Below are 15,147 nucleotides of genomic sequence, written 5' to 3'. Positions count from 1 at the left end.
TGGGTACGGGTCGGCCGCGAGGGCCGGCCCGGGACACCCAGGAGGGCTCCATGAACGACGTGACGGTGACCGTCTCCGGCCGCGCCGGCAACACCCCCGCGCTGCACACCGGCAAGGACAAGGAGTACGCCATGCTCCGCGTGGCCAGCACGCGGCGCTTCGTGAACGACGACGGCGACTGGGCCGACGGCCCCACGCTCTGGTTCACGGTGAAGACCTGGCGGACGGCGGCGGTGAACCTGGCCAGGTCGGTGCGCAAGGGCGACCCGGTGGTCGTCACCGGCCGGCTCGAGTACGACCAGTGGCACACCGCTGAGGGCGAGCCGCGCTCCGACCTGGTGATCCAGGCGACCGGGGTCGGCGTCGACGCGACCAGGGGCAAGGTCGAGTACTCGCGGGTCGTGCACCACGGGGCGCCGGCGCCGGCGCCCCGGGACGCGGACGGCATGCCGGTCGACCCGTTCGGCGTCGACGCCCCGGACGCGCAGGAGCGTGAGGACGACGAGGCGGGCGCCGGGCAGCGGGAGCTGGTGACCGCGTAGGCTGGTGCCAGTCGTGCTCAGCGGTCCGCGGGTGCCAGGGTTCTCCTGCGCGGACGAACCCTGGCACCCGCTCCGCGTGAGCGCACCCCATCCGACGTACCTTCTGTGAACGGTGGAACACAGGCAGTGGCTGAATACATCTACTCCATGTACAAGGCGCGCAAGGCGCACGGCGACAAGGTCATCCTCGATGACGTCTCGCTGAACTTCCTGCCCGGCGCGAAGATCGGCGTCGTCGGCCCGAACGGTGCCGGTAAGTCCACGATCCTCAAGATCATGGCCGGGCTGGACACGCCGTCGAACGGTGAGGCACGGCTCTCGCCCGGGTACACCGTGGGCATCCTGCTCCAGGAGCCGCCGCTGAACGAGGAGAAGACGGTCCTCGGCAACGTGCAGGAGGCCGTCGGCGAGATCCTGGGCAAGAAGGCCCGGTTCGACGAGATCTCCGAGCTCATGGCGCAGCCCGACGCGGACTTCGACGCGCTGCTGGCCGAGATGGGCACGCTGCAGGAGGACATCGACGCCGCCGACGCGTGGGACCTCGACTCCCAGCTCGAGCAGGCGATGGACGCCCTGCGCTGCCCGCCGCCGGACGCCGACGTGACGCTGCTGTCCGGAGGTGAGCGCCGCCGCGTCGCGCTGTGCAAGCTGCTCCTGCAGAAGCCCGACCTGCTGCTCCTCGACGAGCCCACCAACCACCTCGACGCCGAGTCCGTGCTGTGGCTCGAGCAGCACCTCGCGGGCTACGCGGGCGCCGTCCTGGCCGTGACCCACGACCGGTACTTCCTCGACCACGTCGCGGAGTGGATCTGCGAGATCGACCGCGGGCGCCTCTACCCGTACGAGGGCAACTACTCGACCTACCTCGAGAAGAAGCAGGCGCGTCTGGAGGTCCAGGGCAAGAAGGACGCCAAGCTCTCCAAGCGCCTCAAGGAGGAGCTGGAGTGGGTGCGGTCCAACGCCAAGGGCCGCCAGACCAAGTCGAAGGCTCGCCTGGCCCGCTACGAGGAGATGGCCGCGGAGGCGGACCGCACCAGGAAGCTCGACTTCGAGGAGATCCAGATCCCCGCCGGCCCGCGCCTGGGCTCGCTGGTGCTGGACGCCACGAACCTCAAGAAGGGCTTCGACGACCGCGTGCTCATCGACGGCCTGACGTTCACGCTGCCGCGCAACGGCATCGTCGGCGTCATCGGCCCGAACGGCGTCGGCAAGACCACGCTGTTCAAGACGATCGTGGGCCTGGAGCCGCTCGACAGCGGTGAGCTGAAGGTCGGCGAGACCGTGTCGATTTCCTACGTCGACCAGTCGCGCGGCGGCATCGACCCCAAGAAGACCCTGTGGGAGGTCGTGTCCGATGGGCTCGACTTCATCAAGGTCGGCAACGTCGAGATCCCGTCGCGCGCCTACGTGGCGTCGTTCGGGTTCAAGGGCCCGGACCAGCAGAAGCCCGCCGGCGTGCTGTCCGGTGGTGAGCGCAACCGCCTCAACCTGGCGCTGACGCTCAAGCAGGGCGGCAACCTGCTGCTGCTCGACGAGCCCACCAACGACCTCGACGTCGAGACCCTCGGCTCGCTGGAGAACGCCCTGCTGGAGTTCCCCGGCTGCGCCGTCGTCGTCTCTCACGACCGGTGGTTCCTCGACCGGGTGGCCACGCACATCCTGGCCTACGAGGGCACCGAGGAGAACCCGGCGAACTGGTACTGGTTCGAGGGCAACTTCGAGTCGTACGAGGCCAACAAGGTCGAGCGCCTGGGTGCCGACGCGGCGCGCCCGCACCGGGTCACGTACCGCAAGCTGACCCGCGACTGACGGATGCTACGGAAGTCGCGCGACCAGCTCTGCGACTGACCCTCCTTCGAGGCCTAAGTTTCTCCGCTCTGGGCCGCCCCAAAGCGGAGAAACTTAGGCCTCGAAGGCGAGGGCCCAACCCGGCATAGCGGGCGAATTTCGCATCGGTTCCTTGCTGCAAGGGGACATCTTCGACAAGATGCCGCAGTGAGCCCTGCCCTACGTCCCGGATGGCGCGAGCTTCCGCCCCTGCTGCGCGACCGCATCACCGATCTGCTCGGCGCCCGCGTGATCGCCGCGCGGCACCCTGACGACTCCGGGATCCTGCCCGGCGCGCGCTTCGAGGTGCAGACCACCAAGGGCCACGTCTTCGTCAAGGCGATCGGCACGGAGCAGCCCGGGCCGCTGAACTTCCTGCGGCAGGAGATCGCGCTCTCGCCGCTGCTGCCCGCCGCGGCCCCGCACCCCGAGCTCCTCTGGTCGCTGGACGACGTCCTGCCGAACCTCGGCACCTGGGTGGCCGTCGGCTACGCGATGAAGTCCAACGTGCGGCCGATCGACCCGTCCTGGCCCGAGGAGGACGTCGCGACCATGGTCAAGGTCGTGCGCGGCATCGGGGAGGTCGAGGCTCCGGACGACCCGATGTTCCTGCCCGAGGAGCAGGTCTTCCCCACGGACTCGTGGGAGTACCTCGCCGACAAGCGGCCCGCTGGCCTGGCCAACCACTCGCCGTGGCTCGCCAACCGGCTGGAGGGGCTCGCGGAGATCGCGGCGCACGCCCCCCAGGCGATCGCCGGCACGAGCCTGCAGCACGGCACGCTGCGGGTGCAGAACGTGCTGCTGCCCGCGCGGCTCGGCGAGAAGCCGCTGGTGACGGACTGGATCCGCGGCAGCGTCGGCGCGCCGTACCTCGACCTGGTCTCCATGCTGCTGCACGTGCGCACCAGCGACGGGCCGCCGCCCGAGGCCACCCTGCGCCGGTACGGCCTGCCGCCCGGCACGGAGCGGGACGCGGTCACGTGCTGGATCGCGGTGCTCGCCGGCCACTACGTGAAGTCGTCGATGGACTTGCCGCCCACCGACATGCCGGAGCTGCGGGCGTACCAGCACCGCCTGGCGCGCGCGGCCGTGGAGTGGCTGCAGACCAGGCTCGGTTTCTGACCCGCACGATTCTCGCAACACGTACTGTGGTTTGCGGGTGAAAGCGCAGTTCGGCACACTCCGGCCATGAGCGCTGTGCGGCGACCGGCTTGGTCCGATCTACCCCCGTCTGTCCGTTCTCGTGTCAGTGAGTCGATGGGGGGCCGCGTGATCGGCTCGGCGCCCATGAGCGGAACGGACCTGGCCCCGCTCGAGGTGCTGCAGACGGCGTCGGGCCGGTCGATCGTGCGGGCGGTGGGGCCGGAGGCCCCGGTGACCCAGGACCGCATGGCCGCCGAGGCGGCCTCGCTCGCCACGCTGCCCGACGACGTGCCCAGCCTGGAGCGCGAGTGGTACGTCGACGAGGAGCTCCCCGGCGCGGGCCGCTGGGTGGTGCTCGGCTACCGGAACGAGCCCATCCGCCCGCCGCGCGATCCCTGGGACGACGCCGACCTCGCCGCCGCCGTCGAGCTCGCGATCCAGATCGGCTCGACCGAGGCGCCCCCGGGCCTGCCCGACGCGCTCGACCAGATCGACGTCGACGCCTGGGCCACGATCGCCGCGATGCGGCCGGCCGGGCTGTCGGCGTTCACGCCGTGGCTGTCCGACAAGGTCGAGCACCTGGCCGACATCGCCGGTTACGCGGGCGAGGCGATGTCGGGCAAGAGCCTGGTGCACGGCGCGCTGCGCCGGGAGTCGATCCTGATCACCGACCACGGCTGGGACGCGACCAGCGCCCACGCCGTCGACTGGTTCATGCCGTCGCACGGCGCCTCCTTCCTCGACGTCGTCCTCCTGCTGCCGTACCTGCGGGTCGACGGCGCGCCGCCGCCCGGGGTGGTGCTCGACCGGCACCCCCTGCCCGACGTCGACCCCGAGGCACTGACCTGCGCCGTGACCGTCGTCGCCGGCGCGCTGGTGCTCGAGTCGATGCGGCCGCCGGAGCCGGGCGCCCCGCACGGCCGCGCCGTCCAGCGCGAGGTGGCGCACGCGGCGCTGGACTGGCTGCGGTCCCGCCTCGGCGGCTGAGCTTTCACCTCGTTGCCACATCACGGGCGCGCCTGACCTGCGCCGCTGCGGCAGACTGAGCGCCATGACCGACAAGGGCGACGACGGCGCGGTGCCCGGCACACCGCGAGGGGACGCGAGCCCGTGGCAGACCGCCGGACGGCCCGTCGGACCTGACGGGGGAACGCCCGCCGGACCCGACGTCGGAGTGCCCGCCCCGCCCGCCCCGCCCGCCCTGCCCGACGACGAGTCCGGGCTGACCGGGGCCCTCGAGGTGCTCCGGGCCCGGCTCGGCGCGCTGCGCCTGCCGCTGGAGACCACGGGCGTGGACGCGGCGCGCACCGAGCTGCGCCGGTCCACGGACCAGCTCGACGACTACCTGCTGCCGCGGCTGCGCGCCCAGAAGGCGCCGCTGCTCGTGGTGGTCGGCGGGTCCACGGGGGCGGGCAAGTCGACCCTGGTGAACTCGGTGCTGGGTGAGAAGGTGACGCAGCCGGGCGTGCTGCGGCCCACCACGAAGGCGCCGGTGCTCGTGCACCATCCGCTGGACGCCCGCTGGTTCTCCACGGACCGGGTGCTGCCGGGCCTGGCGCGCACGACGGCGTCGGGCGGCGCCAACGGAGGCGCCGCACCGGGCGGCACCGCCCCGGCCGCGCCGGCCGAGCCCTCCCGCACCCTGCGTCTTGTGCCGAGCGACGCCCTGCCCCGGGGCCTGGCCCTGCTGGACGCGCCGGACATCGACTCGGTCGACACCGCCAACCGCGAGCTCGCCGCGCAGCTCCTCGGGGCGGCGGACCTCTGGCTGTTCGTCACGACGTCCGCCCGCTACGCCGACGCCGTCCCCTGGGACCTGCTGAACCAGGCCGCCGCCCGTAAGGCGCAGGTCGCGATGGTGCTGGACCGGGTGGACCCGGGCGCGGAGGCCACCGCCGACGACCTGCGCGACATGATGGTCGAGCACGGCCTGCCCGACAGCCCGCTGTTCGTCATCGCCGAGGGCGAGCTGGCTGACGGGATGCTGCCCGAGGACGGCGTCGGGGACGTCTCCCGCTGGCTCACGGGGCTGGGCGGTGACGCCGACGCGCGCCGTCGGGTCATCGCCGCGACCCGCGACGGCGTGGTCGACTCCCTCGTGGTCCGGGCGGGCGACCTGGCCGACGCGGCCGACGAGCAGGAGGCCGCCGACGTGCGGCTGCGGCACGTCGTGGACCGCGCCTACGCGGACGCCGTGGCGCACGTGGCCGCGGCGACGTCGGACGGGGCGCTGCTGCGCGGCGAGGTGCTGGCCCGCTGGCAGGACTTCGTGGGCACCGGCGAGTTCTTCCGCGCGGTGGAGGAGGGCATCGGCCGGTTCCGGGACGCGGTGGGCACGTTCTTCCGCGGCAGGCCCAAGGAGGCGCCCCAGGTCGAGAAGGCGATCGCCCACGGGCTGGAGTCCGTGGTGCTCGACGCCGCCGAGGAGGCCGCCGAGCGCTCCTACCAGGGCTGGCGCGGCGACGCCGCGGGCTCGGCGCTGCTGGAGGGCCTGGAGCTGTCACGGACGCCGGCGGCGCTGCGCGCCGAGGTGGGCGAGCAGATCCGCGGCTGGCAGGGCGACGTCCTGGGGCTCGTGCGCGAGCAGGGCGAGTCCAAGCGCGGCCGGGCCCGCGCACTGTCGTTCGGGGTCAACGGCCTGGGCGTGGCGCTGATGATCTTCGTGTTCGCCTCGACGGGCGGGCTCACCGGCATCGAGGTCGGCATCGCGGGCGGCTCGGCCGTGCTGGCCCAGCGTCTGCTGGAGGCCGTGTTCGGGGAGGACGCCGTGCGGCGGCTCGCCGTGCAGGCCCGCGACCGGCTGCGCGCCCGCATCCAGGCGGTCATGGACGGGCAGGCCGCCCGCTACACGGCCCAGCTCGACGCGCTCGGCTCCGCGGAGGCGGGCGGTCCCGGCCTGCGCACGGCGGCAGCGGCGGTCGCCTCCGCGGCCTCGGCGGAACGGCGGTCGCGGGCCGGCGAGGCGGAGGCGGCAGCAGGCTCGGCGGCGTCCGGTCCGGCGGCGTCCGGCCAGGACCTGGTCGAGGGCCGCGGGCTGCGCGGCGTCCGCGCGAAGGCGGCGGGCACGGGCCCGGTCGACGGCCGGGGCGACCTGACCGAGCAGCCCGCCCGGAAGGGCTTCTGGAAGCGCCTGTTCGGGGACGGCGACCGATGAGCCGGCTCGACCTGGCCGCCCGCACCTCGGCGCTCGACACCGCCGTCCAGGCCGCCGAGGGCCGCATCGAGCCCGCGCTCCTGGCCGAGGCGCGCGCCGTCGTGACCCGGGCGCGCGAGCGTGGCGGGCTCTCCGCCGAGCACACCGTCGTGGCGCTGGCCGGGGCCACGGGGTCGGGCAAGTCGTCGGTGCTGAACGCCGTGGCCGGGTTCGCGATCGCGCAGCCGGGTGTGCGGCGTCCGACGACGTCGCACCCCATGGCCGCCGTCTGGGGCGACGGCGCGGACCCGCTGCTCGACTGGCTGGAGGTCGGCCGCCGGCACCACGTGGGGGCGGGGGACGGTGCCGGTGGCACCCCGCCGGTCGAGCCGAACCCGCCGGTCGAGCCCCGCGTCCCCTTCCGCCGGCGCACCCCCGCCGGCGACACCACCGGCCTCGTGCTGCTGGACCTGCCCGACCACGACTCGGTCGTGACCGAGCACCGCATGCGCGCGGAGCGCCTGGTGCAGCGCGCCGACCTGCTGGTCTGGGTGGTGGACCCGCAGAAGTACGCCGACGCCGCGCTGCACGAAGGCTTCCTGCGCCCGCTCGCGGGCCGCGCCGAGGTGGTGGTCGTGGCCCTCAACCAGGCCGACCGCCTGACGCCGGAGGAGACTTCGGCGATGCTCGCCGACCTCAAGCGGCTCGTGGCCGAGGACGGCCTGGACGGCGCGCGCGTGCTCGCGGTCTCGGCGAAGACCGGCCAGGGCATGGACGACCTGCGCGGGCTGCTGGCCAAGGCCGCGGCCAGGCGGGAGGCGGCGACCGCCCGGCTCGCGGCGGACGAGCGGGTCGCGGCGCAGCGGATCGTCGACGAGTGCGGCACGCCGCCGCCGTCGCGCGCCGGGAGCCAGGCCAGGGGCGACCTGGTGGTGGCCCTGGAGGACGCCGCGGGGGTGCCCACGGTGGTGGACGCCGTGCGCGGCTCGGCGCGCCGCGACGCCCGGGCGGCGACGGGCTGGCCGCTGACCCGGTGGATCGGGCGGCTGCGCAAGGACCCGCTGCGGCGGCTCGGCCTGCGCTCGGCGGACCGGGAGCAGCGGGCGCCGTCGGGCCGCGAGGACCTGGTGCGCACGTCGCTGCCCACGGCGCGGCCGGCGGTGCGCTCCACCGCGGCGTCCGCCGTGCGGCGGTACGTCGAGGACGTCACGCGCGGCGCCGCCGACCCGTGGGTGCTGGCGGCGCGCTCGCGCGGCCAGGCGGGCATCGACGCCCTGCCCGACGCCCTGGACCAGGCCGTGGCCACGACCCGCGTCGAGGTGTCGCGTCGCCCGGTGTGGTGGTCGCTCGTGAACGTGATCCAGTGGCTCCTGGTCGCCGCGCTGGTCACGGGCCTGGTGTGGCTGTTCGTGCTGTTCGGCTTCACGTACCTGCAGCTCCCGCCGCTGCCGACGCCCGTGCTGACCCTGCCGACCTGGTCGGGGGACGGCGGCGTCGTGTTCCCCGGCGCGCCCGAACCGGGCTCCGACGTGGGGGCCGGCGTCGACCTCTTCACGATCCCCTGGCCCACGCTCCTGGTGCTGGGCGGGGTGCTGCTCGGCCTGCTGCTCGCCCTGGTCTGCCGGATCTTCGGCGCCCTGGGCGCCCGCCGCCGGGCGATGGCCGCGCGCCGCCGGCTGCGGCAGTCCGTGGGCACGGTCGCCGACCGGCTCGTGCGGGAACCCGTGGGGGAGGAGCTGGCCCGGCTCGCGAGCTGCCGGACGGCGGCGACGGTCGCCGCGAGCTGAGGCCCGCGCCGCCGGGAGAGGATAGGCACCATGACACGCCTGCACGTTCCCGTCACGCTGCGCTGGTCCGACCTGGACGCCTACGCCCACGTCAACAACGTGGCGATGTTCCGCCTCCTGGAGGACGCCCGGATCACGGCCTTCTGGCTGCACCCCGAGGCGCCGGAGGGCGAGGCCTGGCCGACGGCGGTGGTGCCGACCGGCCCCGACGCCGACTCGCACACGCTCGTGGCCGGGCAGCGCATCGAGTACCTGCGCCCGCTGCTGTTCACCCGCACGCCGGTGCGCGTGGAGATGTGGCTCGGCCGGATCGGCGGCGCCAGCGCCGAGGTCTGCTACGAGGTGCACGACGGCGCGGCGAGCATGCCCAAGACCGGCCCGACGTCGGGCGGCAAGCCCTATGCGCGGGCGACCACCACGCTCGTGTTCGTCGACGCCGCCACCGACCGGCCGCGCCGCCTCACCGAGGGGGAACGCCTGGCCTGGAAGGCGTTCGAGGAGGAGCCGATCACCTTCCGCCACCGCGGCTGACGTGTCAGACGTACAGATCACCCGGGTGACCTGTACGTCTGACACTCCGCTGATTGGTCCTCAGTGTGTCCGAATTGGTAAATTCATCCCCCTTGGTTTCGGCCACGGAGGAACAGTGGATCTGCCCACGCACTACCTTGACCCGGTCACCCTGCACGAGGTGTTCGACGACGTCCCGGCGGCTCGGGCGTACCTCGCCGAGCTGGCGCGGGACCCTGCCCGCGACGAGCCGGCCACGCTCGCCGTCCGCGTGCCCCTGACCAGGGCGCTCGCCGCCGAGGCGGACGAGCCCGAGGCCGAGCTGGCCGAGGCCGAGCGCCTCGGCTGGCTCGCCGTCGACCTCGCGGGCGGCCCCGCGGACGACGCCGCGGCCGCGCACTCGCACGCCGCCGACGTGCCCCTGAAGGCCGTGGCGCCGCTGCTGCGGCTGGCCCACGTGCTCCAGTGGCGGCACCGGTTCTCGGAGGCCGACCTGCTGTTCGGCCTGGCGCTGGAGGCCGCGCACTACTACGGCGAGCACGCCGCGAGCATCGAGCACGCGCGCAAGCTGGAGTTCCACGCCCTGCAGGACTGGGGCCGGTGCCGCTACGACCAGGCGCTGGAGGTGCACGCCGACCAGGCCCGCCCCTACCTCGGGGAGGCGCTGGCCCTGTTCGTGCGCGCCCTGGAGCAGCGCGTGGACGTCGCGGCGTCGCCGGCGGAGGTCGCGACCGTGCGCCTGGCGGAGCAGGCGGCCCGCGACCGGCTGGCGGAGCTCGGGGCCTAGCCCCGGGCCCCGGTCAGCCCGGCAGGCGGATCATGCCCTCCTGGCCCGCCGTGGCGACCAGGGCGCCGTCCTGCGTGTAGACCGCCGCGGTACCGAGGGCGCGGCCGCCCTGCGCCGTCGGCGAGGTCTGCACGAACAGCATCCACTCGTCGACCCAGACGTCGCGGTGCCACCACATGCCGTGGTCGAGGCTGGCCATGGGTACGGACGCGCCCACCTCCTGCCACGACTTGCCCGCGGCGCGCAGGGCGGGCTCCAGCATGAGCTGGTCGCAGGCGAACGCGAGCAGGGCGCGGTGCAGGGCCTGGTCCTTGTTGCCCAGCGGCCGCCGGGCGCGCATCCAGACCATCTGGGTGGCGGGCGGGCGGCCGCCGTCGGCCACTGCGGCGTCCGGGTGCAGGTACAGGGAGCCGCCCACGTGGCGCAGCTCGAACGCCGAGTCCGTCCAGAACTGGGCCCGGACGGCGGCACCCGGGGGCAGCACGGCGAGCTCGTCGAAGGCGGAGCCGACCTCGTCCGGCGGGGGCACGTCCCGCGGCATCGGCATCGCGTGCTCGTAACCGGGCTGGTCCTCCTGGAAGGAGGCGATCATCGACAGGATCGGCTTGCCGAACTGGATCGCGTGCGTGCGCCGCGCGCTGAACGAGCGCCCGTCGCGCAGCCGCTCCACCGCGAAGTCGATGGGCTCCTCGACGCGGCCCTCCCGCAGGAAGTAGCCGTGCAGCGAGTGGATCTGCCGGCCGTCGGGCACCGTGCGGTCCGCGGCCAGGATGGCCTGCGCGAGCACCTGGCCCCCGTAGGCCCGGTTCGCCGGGCCGGGCATGCTGTTGCCGCGCAGCACGTCCTCCTCGCCGCGCGGCCCCCAGCCCTCGAGGTGCCTCAGGTCGAGCACCTCCAGGAGGCGGTCGAGCGCGTCGGGCGCACGTCCGGAGGTCTCGCCGGCGGTCGGGTCAGGGGTGGTGGCGTCCACGCGGGGCGTCTCCTTCAGTGCTCTGGTCAGTCTTCGAAGGTGTTGATCATGCTGAAGGCGGCGCGCTCCAGGTAGTCCCACAGCTGCGACTCGTGGATCGGCGCGAGCCCCAGGGAGTCGACGGCGGTCCGCATGTGCGCGAGCCAGCGGTCGCGGGCGTCCGGGTTCACCTTGAACGGCGCGTGCCGCATCCGCAGCCGCGGGTGCCCGCGCTGCGCGGAGTAGGTGCCCGGCCCGCCCCAGTACTGCTCCAGGAACAGCGTGAGCCGCTCCTTCGCCGGCCCGAGGTCCTCCTCGGGGTACATGGGGCGCAGCACGGGGTCGTCGGCGACGCCGTCGTAGAACGCGTCGACGAGGCGCACGAACGTGTCGTGGCCGCCGACGGCGTCGAAGAAGGAGGGTTCCTGGGTCACGCCTGTCATCCTGCCACCCGTGTATGACGGTCCGGTGAAACTCGGTCTCGTGTGAGCGAGTCGACAATTGCCCGGGCGAAGGGCTTGCCAGCACAGATAGGGTGGTACCAATACCTGCAGCGACGCACGGTGGGAGTTGAGACATGACCAAGGCTGACCAGATCCTTGCGGCACTCGGGGGAACCTCGAACGTCGTCGAGCTGGAACCGTGCATCACCCGGCTCCGTGTCGAGGTGAGCGATCCGTCCCTGGTGGACGAGCCCGGACTCAAGTCGTCGGGCGCGTTCGGCGTGGTGCGGTCAGGCAGGGTGGTTCAGGTGATCGTCGGTCCCGAGGCGGACAACCTCGCGGCCGAGCTCGACACGCTCAGGGTGTGATCACGAGGGCGTGAGCCAGAGAGCGTGACGTGCGCGGGCCCGGGACTCGTCCCGGGCCCGTGATCTGCTTCACGACGGCCCGGCGGCGTGCAACCGCGACGCGAACGGGCTGTGAAAATCGCGCAGTGGTCCCTCGGACCCGGGCCGAGATGCCCGATCGCGGCCGCTGACCCGAGTAGCGTTCGTGTCGTGTTCGAGTCTCTTGCTGCCTCCGTGTTCGACAGCGCCGAGGACTTCTGGGTCTGGTTCGGCGACAAGCCCCTGACCGTCATCCTGATCCTGGTCGGCGGAACTGTCGCCATCGCCGTGCTGCGCCGTGTGGTCACCGCCCTCACAGAGCGCATCGCCATCGGCCAGAAGCCGCGCAGCGTGGTCGAGACCGCGGCGCCGCCCGTGGGCACCACCACGGGCACGATCCCGGTGACCACGCCCGGCGCCGTCTCGGGAGCCACCACCAAGCGGAAGCGCAAGAACGCGCTGATGACGCCCCAGGCGCTGGCCGACGTCTTCGGCGCGGTCAACCCCCGCGCGGCCGAGCGGCGCGCCCAGCGGGCGCGGACCGTCGGCTCGGTGCTCAACTCCGCGGTGAACATCGTGATCGGCACCGTCATGGTGCTCTCGATCATGCAGACGGTCGGCTGGCCCGTCGCCCCGCTCCTGGCCTCCGCCGGTGTCGTCGGCGTCGCGCTCGGTTTCGGCGCGCAGAGCCTGGTCAAGGACTTCATCTCGGGTGTGTTCCTGCTCATCGAGGACCAGTTCGGCGTGGGCGACAACGTGGACCTCGGCGCCGGCGTGGTCGGCACCGTCGAGACCATGGGCCTGCGCCTCACCCAGGTGCGGGCCTTCGACGGCACCCTCTGGTACGTCCGCAACGGCGAGATCCTGCGGGCGGGCAACCGCACCCAGGAGTGGAGCCGTGCCGTCGCCCCGGTGCAGGTGCCGCTGGGCGCCGACATCGACGCGGTGCGCGCCGCCCTCGGCCGCGCCGTCGACCGGGTCAAGAACGACCCCGAGCTGGCCGACAGCCTCCTGGAGACACCGTCGGTGCGCGGCGTGGACGACGTCGACCAGGGCGGCCTGACCTTCACGCTGCACGCCCAGGTGCGCCCCGCCCAGCAGTGGGCCGTCGCCCGCTCGCTGCGCGTCGCGGCCCACGCGGCGCTGCTGGACGCCGGGATCGTCGCGCGCTCCGCGCCCACGCCGTTCGACGAGGCGGTCGCGGGGGACACGCCCGGCGTCAGCTGACGGCGCAGCGCCGGGTGAGCTTTTCGGGCCTGGTTGCGCCCGGTACGCGTCGGTAGATGGCAGGATCTTTCCTTGTGACCGACGAACCGATGCCCGGGGCCACCGGAGACGGATCCGCCGTGCCCGCGGAGCTGACCGAGCTGGCGACCGCCCACGGCGTGCAGTGCGAGTACACCGACCACGACGGCGTCGAGCAGCAGGTCAGCTCCTCGACGCTCGTCGCGGTGCTGGAGGCGCTCGGCGTCCAGGCATCGACCCCGGGGGCCGTCACGGCCAGCCTGGAGCGGGCCCGCGACGACGAGTGGCGCACGATGCTCCCGCCCACGGTCGTCACGCGAGAGGGCGCCGAGGTACAGGTCGCGGTGCACGTCGCCGACGGCGCGGACGTGACCGCGTGGGTCGAGCTGGAGCAGAGCGAGACGCCCGCGGTCCCGGTCAGCGCCACGCCCTGGCGGGTGTCCGCGCCCGGCGCCACGACCGCGACGGGCTCGTTCGCCACCGTGCGCGGCACGCGCGTGCAGCTGCGCCAGGCCGACGTCTTCACCGAGCCGCGCACCGTGGACAGCCGCAAGGTGGGCCGCGCGACGTTCACGCTCCCCGACACCCTGCCGCTCGGCTGGCACACGCTGCGCGCCGAGTCGGGCGGGCAGACGGCGCAGGCCACGCTGGTCGTGACCCCGGACCGGCTGGAGCTGCGCAAGAAGATCGCCCGCAAGCAGGCCTGGGGCTTCATGGTCCAGCTCTACTCGGTGCGCTCCCGCGACTCCTGGGGGATGGGCGACCTCGCCGACCTGGGCGACCTCGCCTGGCAGACGGCGCACAACGGCGGGGCCGACTTCGTCGCGGTCAACCCGCTGCACGCCACCGAGCCGGTGCTGCCGGTGACCCCGAGCCCGTACCTGCCCACCTCCCGCCGGTTCATGTCGCCGCTGTACATCCGGGTCGAGGACATCCGTGAGACGGCGTACCTCTCCGCCGCGGACCGTTCGCTCGTCGAGTGGGCCGCCGAGCCCGTCCGGGAGCTGTCCGAGGACTCCGGCCCGATCGACCGCGACGCGATCTGGGAGGCCAAGAAGGCCGCGCTGGAGGTCGTGTACACCGCGCCGCGCTCCGCGGCCCGGCAGACCGCCTTCGACGAGTTCGTGCTGGCCCAGGGCCGGGGCCTGGTCGACTTCGCCACCTGGTGCGCCATCAAGGAGCACCTCGACGGCCGCGACTGGCCCGTCGAGCTCGCCGACCCGGGCTCGTCCGGCGTCCAGACGCTGCGCAACGCGCTGTCCGACCGCGTGCAGTTTTACTGCTGGCTCCAGTGGGTGGCCGACGAGCAGCTGCGCGCCGCGCACCGCGCCGGCCTCGACGCGGGCATGCGGATGGGCGTGTTCAAGGACCTCGCCGTCGGCTCCAACCCGGAGGGCGCCGACGCCTGGGCCGACGCCGCCGTCCTGGCCCGTGGCGTCTCCGTGGGTGCCCCGCCCGACATGTACAACCAGCAGGGCCAGAACTGGTCCCAGCCGCCGTGGCACCCGCGCGCGCTCGCCAAGGTGGGCTACGCGCCCTACCGCGAGATGCTGCGCACCGTGCTGCGGCACTGCGGCGGCCTGCGCGTGGACCACGTGCTCGGGCTGTTCCGGCTCTGGTGGATCCCGGGCGGGGCGCGCGCGTCGGCCGGCGCGTACGTCACCTACGACCACGAGGCGCTCATCGGCATCCTGTGCCTGGAGGCCCACCGTGCCGGCGTCGCCGTCGTCGGCGAGGACCTCGGCACGTTCGAGCCGTGGATCCGCGACTACCTCGCGGAGCGCGGCATCCTCGGCACGTCCGTGCTGCTCTTCGAGCGGGACGCCGCCGGTGTGCCCGTCGAGCCGGAGGCGTACCGCGCCCAGGCGCTGGCCACCGTCACGACGCACGACCTGCCACCCACGGCGGGCTACCTCGCGGGCGAGCACGTGGACCTGCGCGAACGCCTGGGGCTGCTCACGGAGGACGCGCAGGTCCTGCGCGCGCGGGCCCGCCAGGAGCGCGAGTCGCTGGTGGAGGCGCTGTCGCGGCGCGGCCTGACGACGTTCGACCCGTCCGAGCGCGAGCTGGTCGAGGGTCTGCACCGCTACCTCAAGGACACCCCGGCTGCCCTGGTGGGCGTGTCCCTGGCCGACGCCGTGGGCGAGCGCCGGGCGCAGAACCAGCCCGGCACCGACTCCGAGTACCCGAACTGGCGGGTGCCGCTGGCGGACTCGGCGGGCACCGTCGTGCTGCTGGAGGACCTGTTCAGCAACGCCCGCCTGCGCTCGCTCGTCACGGTGATGAACGAGGAGCCGCCGGAGCCTGCTCCGCCGAAGTAGAACCCTGGCGAGATAGAACTGCAGCGAGATAGAACCGCAGCACATCACGCGAGTGTGCTGCGGTTCTATCTCGC

13 protein-coding genes are annotated in these 15,147 nt (G+C 73.6%); 11 read left to right on the top strand and 2 right to left on the bottom strand.

Going from position 1 to position 15,147, the window contains the following annotated elements; translation table 11 throughout:
- Positions 1-50 precede the first annotated feature (50 nt).
- The 8 genes from ACFU5G_RS05385 (at position 51) to ACFU5G_RS05350 (ending at position 9,729) form a co-directional block, all read left to right on the top strand.
- Positions 51-542, top strand: coding sequence for a single-stranded DNA-binding protein (locus tag ACFU5G_RS05385; protein ID WP_377241545.1), 492 nt, complete (start codon positions 51-53; stop codon positions 540-542).
- Between the two features lie 126 nt (positions 543-668).
- Positions 669-2,351 carry an energy-dependent translational throttle protein EttA gene (gene ettA / locus ACFU5G_RS05380; RefSeq protein ID WP_377241543.1) on the top strand — a complete coding sequence of 561 codons (1,683 nt, stop codon included), beginning with the start codon at positions 669-671 and terminating at the stop codon, positions 2,349-2,351.
- 186 nt (positions 2,352-2,537) lie between these two features.
- Entirely contained in the window at positions 2,538-3,491 is a 954-nt protein-coding gene (locus ACFU5G_RS05375) for a phosphotransferase (RefSeq protein ID WP_377241541.1), read from the top strand.
- Between the two features lie 165 nt (positions 3,492-3,656).
- Positions 3,657-4,499, top strand: coding sequence for a hypothetical protein (locus ACFU5G_RS05370; RefSeq protein WP_377241539.1), 843 nt, complete (start codon positions 3,657-3,659; stop codon positions 4,497-4,499).
- Between the two features lie 64 nt (positions 4,500-4,563).
- Positions 4,564-6,666, top strand: a complete 2,103-nt coding sequence (locus ACFU5G_RS05365; protein ID WP_377241537.1) for a dynamin family protein — start codon at positions 4,564-4,566, stop codon at positions 6,664-6,666.
- Positions 6,663-8,432, top strand: coding sequence for a GTPase (locus ACFU5G_RS05360; RefSeq protein WP_377241535.1), 1,770 nt, complete (start codon positions 6,663-6,665; stop codon positions 8,430-8,432). The genes ACFU5G_RS05365 and ACFU5G_RS05360 overlap by 4 nt, the downstream gene beginning before the upstream one ends.
- A 30-nt stretch (positions 8,433-8,462) precedes the next feature.
- On the top strand, positions 8,463-8,963 hold the full coding sequence (locus ACFU5G_RS05355) for a thioesterase family protein (RefSeq protein ID WP_020018159.1): 501 nt from the start codon (positions 8,463-8,465) through the stop codon (positions 8,961-8,963).
- 115 nt (positions 8,964-9,078) lie between these two features.
- Positions 9,079-9,729, top strand: coding sequence for a hypothetical protein (locus ACFU5G_RS05350; protein ID WP_377241533.1), 651 nt, complete (start codon positions 9,079-9,081; stop codon positions 9,727-9,729).
- Positions 9,730-9,742: 13 nt separating this feature from the next.
- Here the strand turns inward: ACFU5G_RS05350 and ACFU5G_RS05345 are convergent, their stop codons facing one another.
- Together ACFU5G_RS05345 and ACFU5G_RS05340 are read right to left on the bottom strand one after the other, a co-directional pair.
- Positions 9,743-10,699, bottom strand: a complete 957-nt coding sequence (locus tag ACFU5G_RS05345; RefSeq protein ID WP_377241531.1) for an acyl-CoA thioesterase — start codon at positions 10,697-10,699, stop codon at positions 9,743-9,745.
- 26 nt (positions 10,700-10,725) lie between these two features.
- A complete protein-coding gene (locus ACFU5G_RS05340; protein WP_026366179.1) occupies positions 10,726-11,121 on the bottom strand; it encodes a globin in 396 nt (131 codons plus the stop codon).
- Positions 11,122-11,255: 134 nt separating this feature from the next.
- Between ACFU5G_RS05340 and ACFU5G_RS05335 the strand changes: the two genes are divergently transcribed.
- The 3 genes from ACFU5G_RS05335 (at position 11,256) to malQ (ending at position 15,073) form a co-directional block, all read left to right on the top strand.
- Positions 11,256-11,489 (top strand): glucose PTS transporter subunit EIIB, encoded by a 234-nt coding sequence (locus ACFU5G_RS05335; RefSeq protein ID WP_020018155.1) that lies wholly within the window; start codon positions 11,256-11,258, stop codon positions 11,487-11,489.
- A gap of 189 nt (positions 11,490-11,678) precedes the next feature.
- A complete protein-coding gene (locus ACFU5G_RS05330) occupies positions 11,679-12,734 on the top strand; it encodes a mechanosensitive ion channel family protein (protein ID WP_377241529.1) in 1,056 nt (351 codons plus the stop codon).
- 89 nt (positions 12,735-12,823) lie between these two features.
- Positions 12,824-15,073 (top strand): 4-alpha-glucanotransferase, encoded by a 2,250-nt coding sequence (malQ, locus tag ACFU5G_RS05325; RefSeq protein ID WP_377241604.1) that lies wholly within the window; start codon positions 12,824-12,826, stop codon positions 15,071-15,073.
- The last annotated feature ends 74 nt before the right edge of the window (positions 15,074-15,147 follow it).

It is taken from the genome of Promicromonospora sp. NPDC057488 (assembly GCF_042802395.1).
Classification (GTDB): Bacteria; Actinomycetota; Actinomycetes; order Actinomycetales; family Cellulomonadaceae; genus Promicromonospora.
The sequence above is the reverse complement of the archived record's forward strand: the minus strand, read 5'-3'. Positions and strand labels throughout refer to the sequence as shown.

What these genes read in the sequence shown, in the direction of transcription:
- ACFU5G_RS05385 (WP_377241545.1), top strand. Translation starts at nt 51, where the DNA reads ATGAACGACGTGACGGTGACCGTCTCCGGCCGCGCCGGCAACACCCCC.
- ACFU5G_RS05370 (WP_377241539.1), top strand. Translation starts at nt 3,657, where the DNA reads ATGAGCGGAACGGACCTGGCCCCGCTCGAGGTGCTGCAGACGGCGTCG.
- ACFU5G_RS05365 (WP_377241537.1), top strand. Translation starts at nt 4,564, where the DNA reads ATGACCGACAAGGGCGACGACGGCGCGGTGCCCGGCACACCGCGAGGG.
- ACFU5G_RS05360 (WP_377241535.1), top strand. Translation starts at nt 6,663, where the DNA reads ATGAGCCGGCTCGACCTGGCCGCCCGCACCTCGGCGCTCGACACCGCC.
- ACFU5G_RS05355 (WP_020018159.1), top strand. Translation starts at nt 8,463, where the DNA reads ATGACACGCCTGCACGTTCCCGTCACGCTGCGCTGGTCCGACCTGGAC.
- ACFU5G_RS05340 (WP_026366179.1), bottom strand. Translation starts at nt 11,121, where the DNA reads ATGACAGGCGTGACCCAGGAACCCTCCTTCTTCGACGCCGTCGGCGGC.
- ACFU5G_RS05335 (WP_020018155.1), top strand. Translation starts at nt 11,256, where the DNA reads ATGACCAAGGCTGACCAGATCCTTGCGGCACTCGGGGGAACCTCGAAC.
- malQ (WP_377241604.1), top strand. Translation starts at nt 12,824, where the DNA reads ATGCCCGGGGCCACCGGAGACGGATCCGCCGTGCCCGCGGAGCTGACC.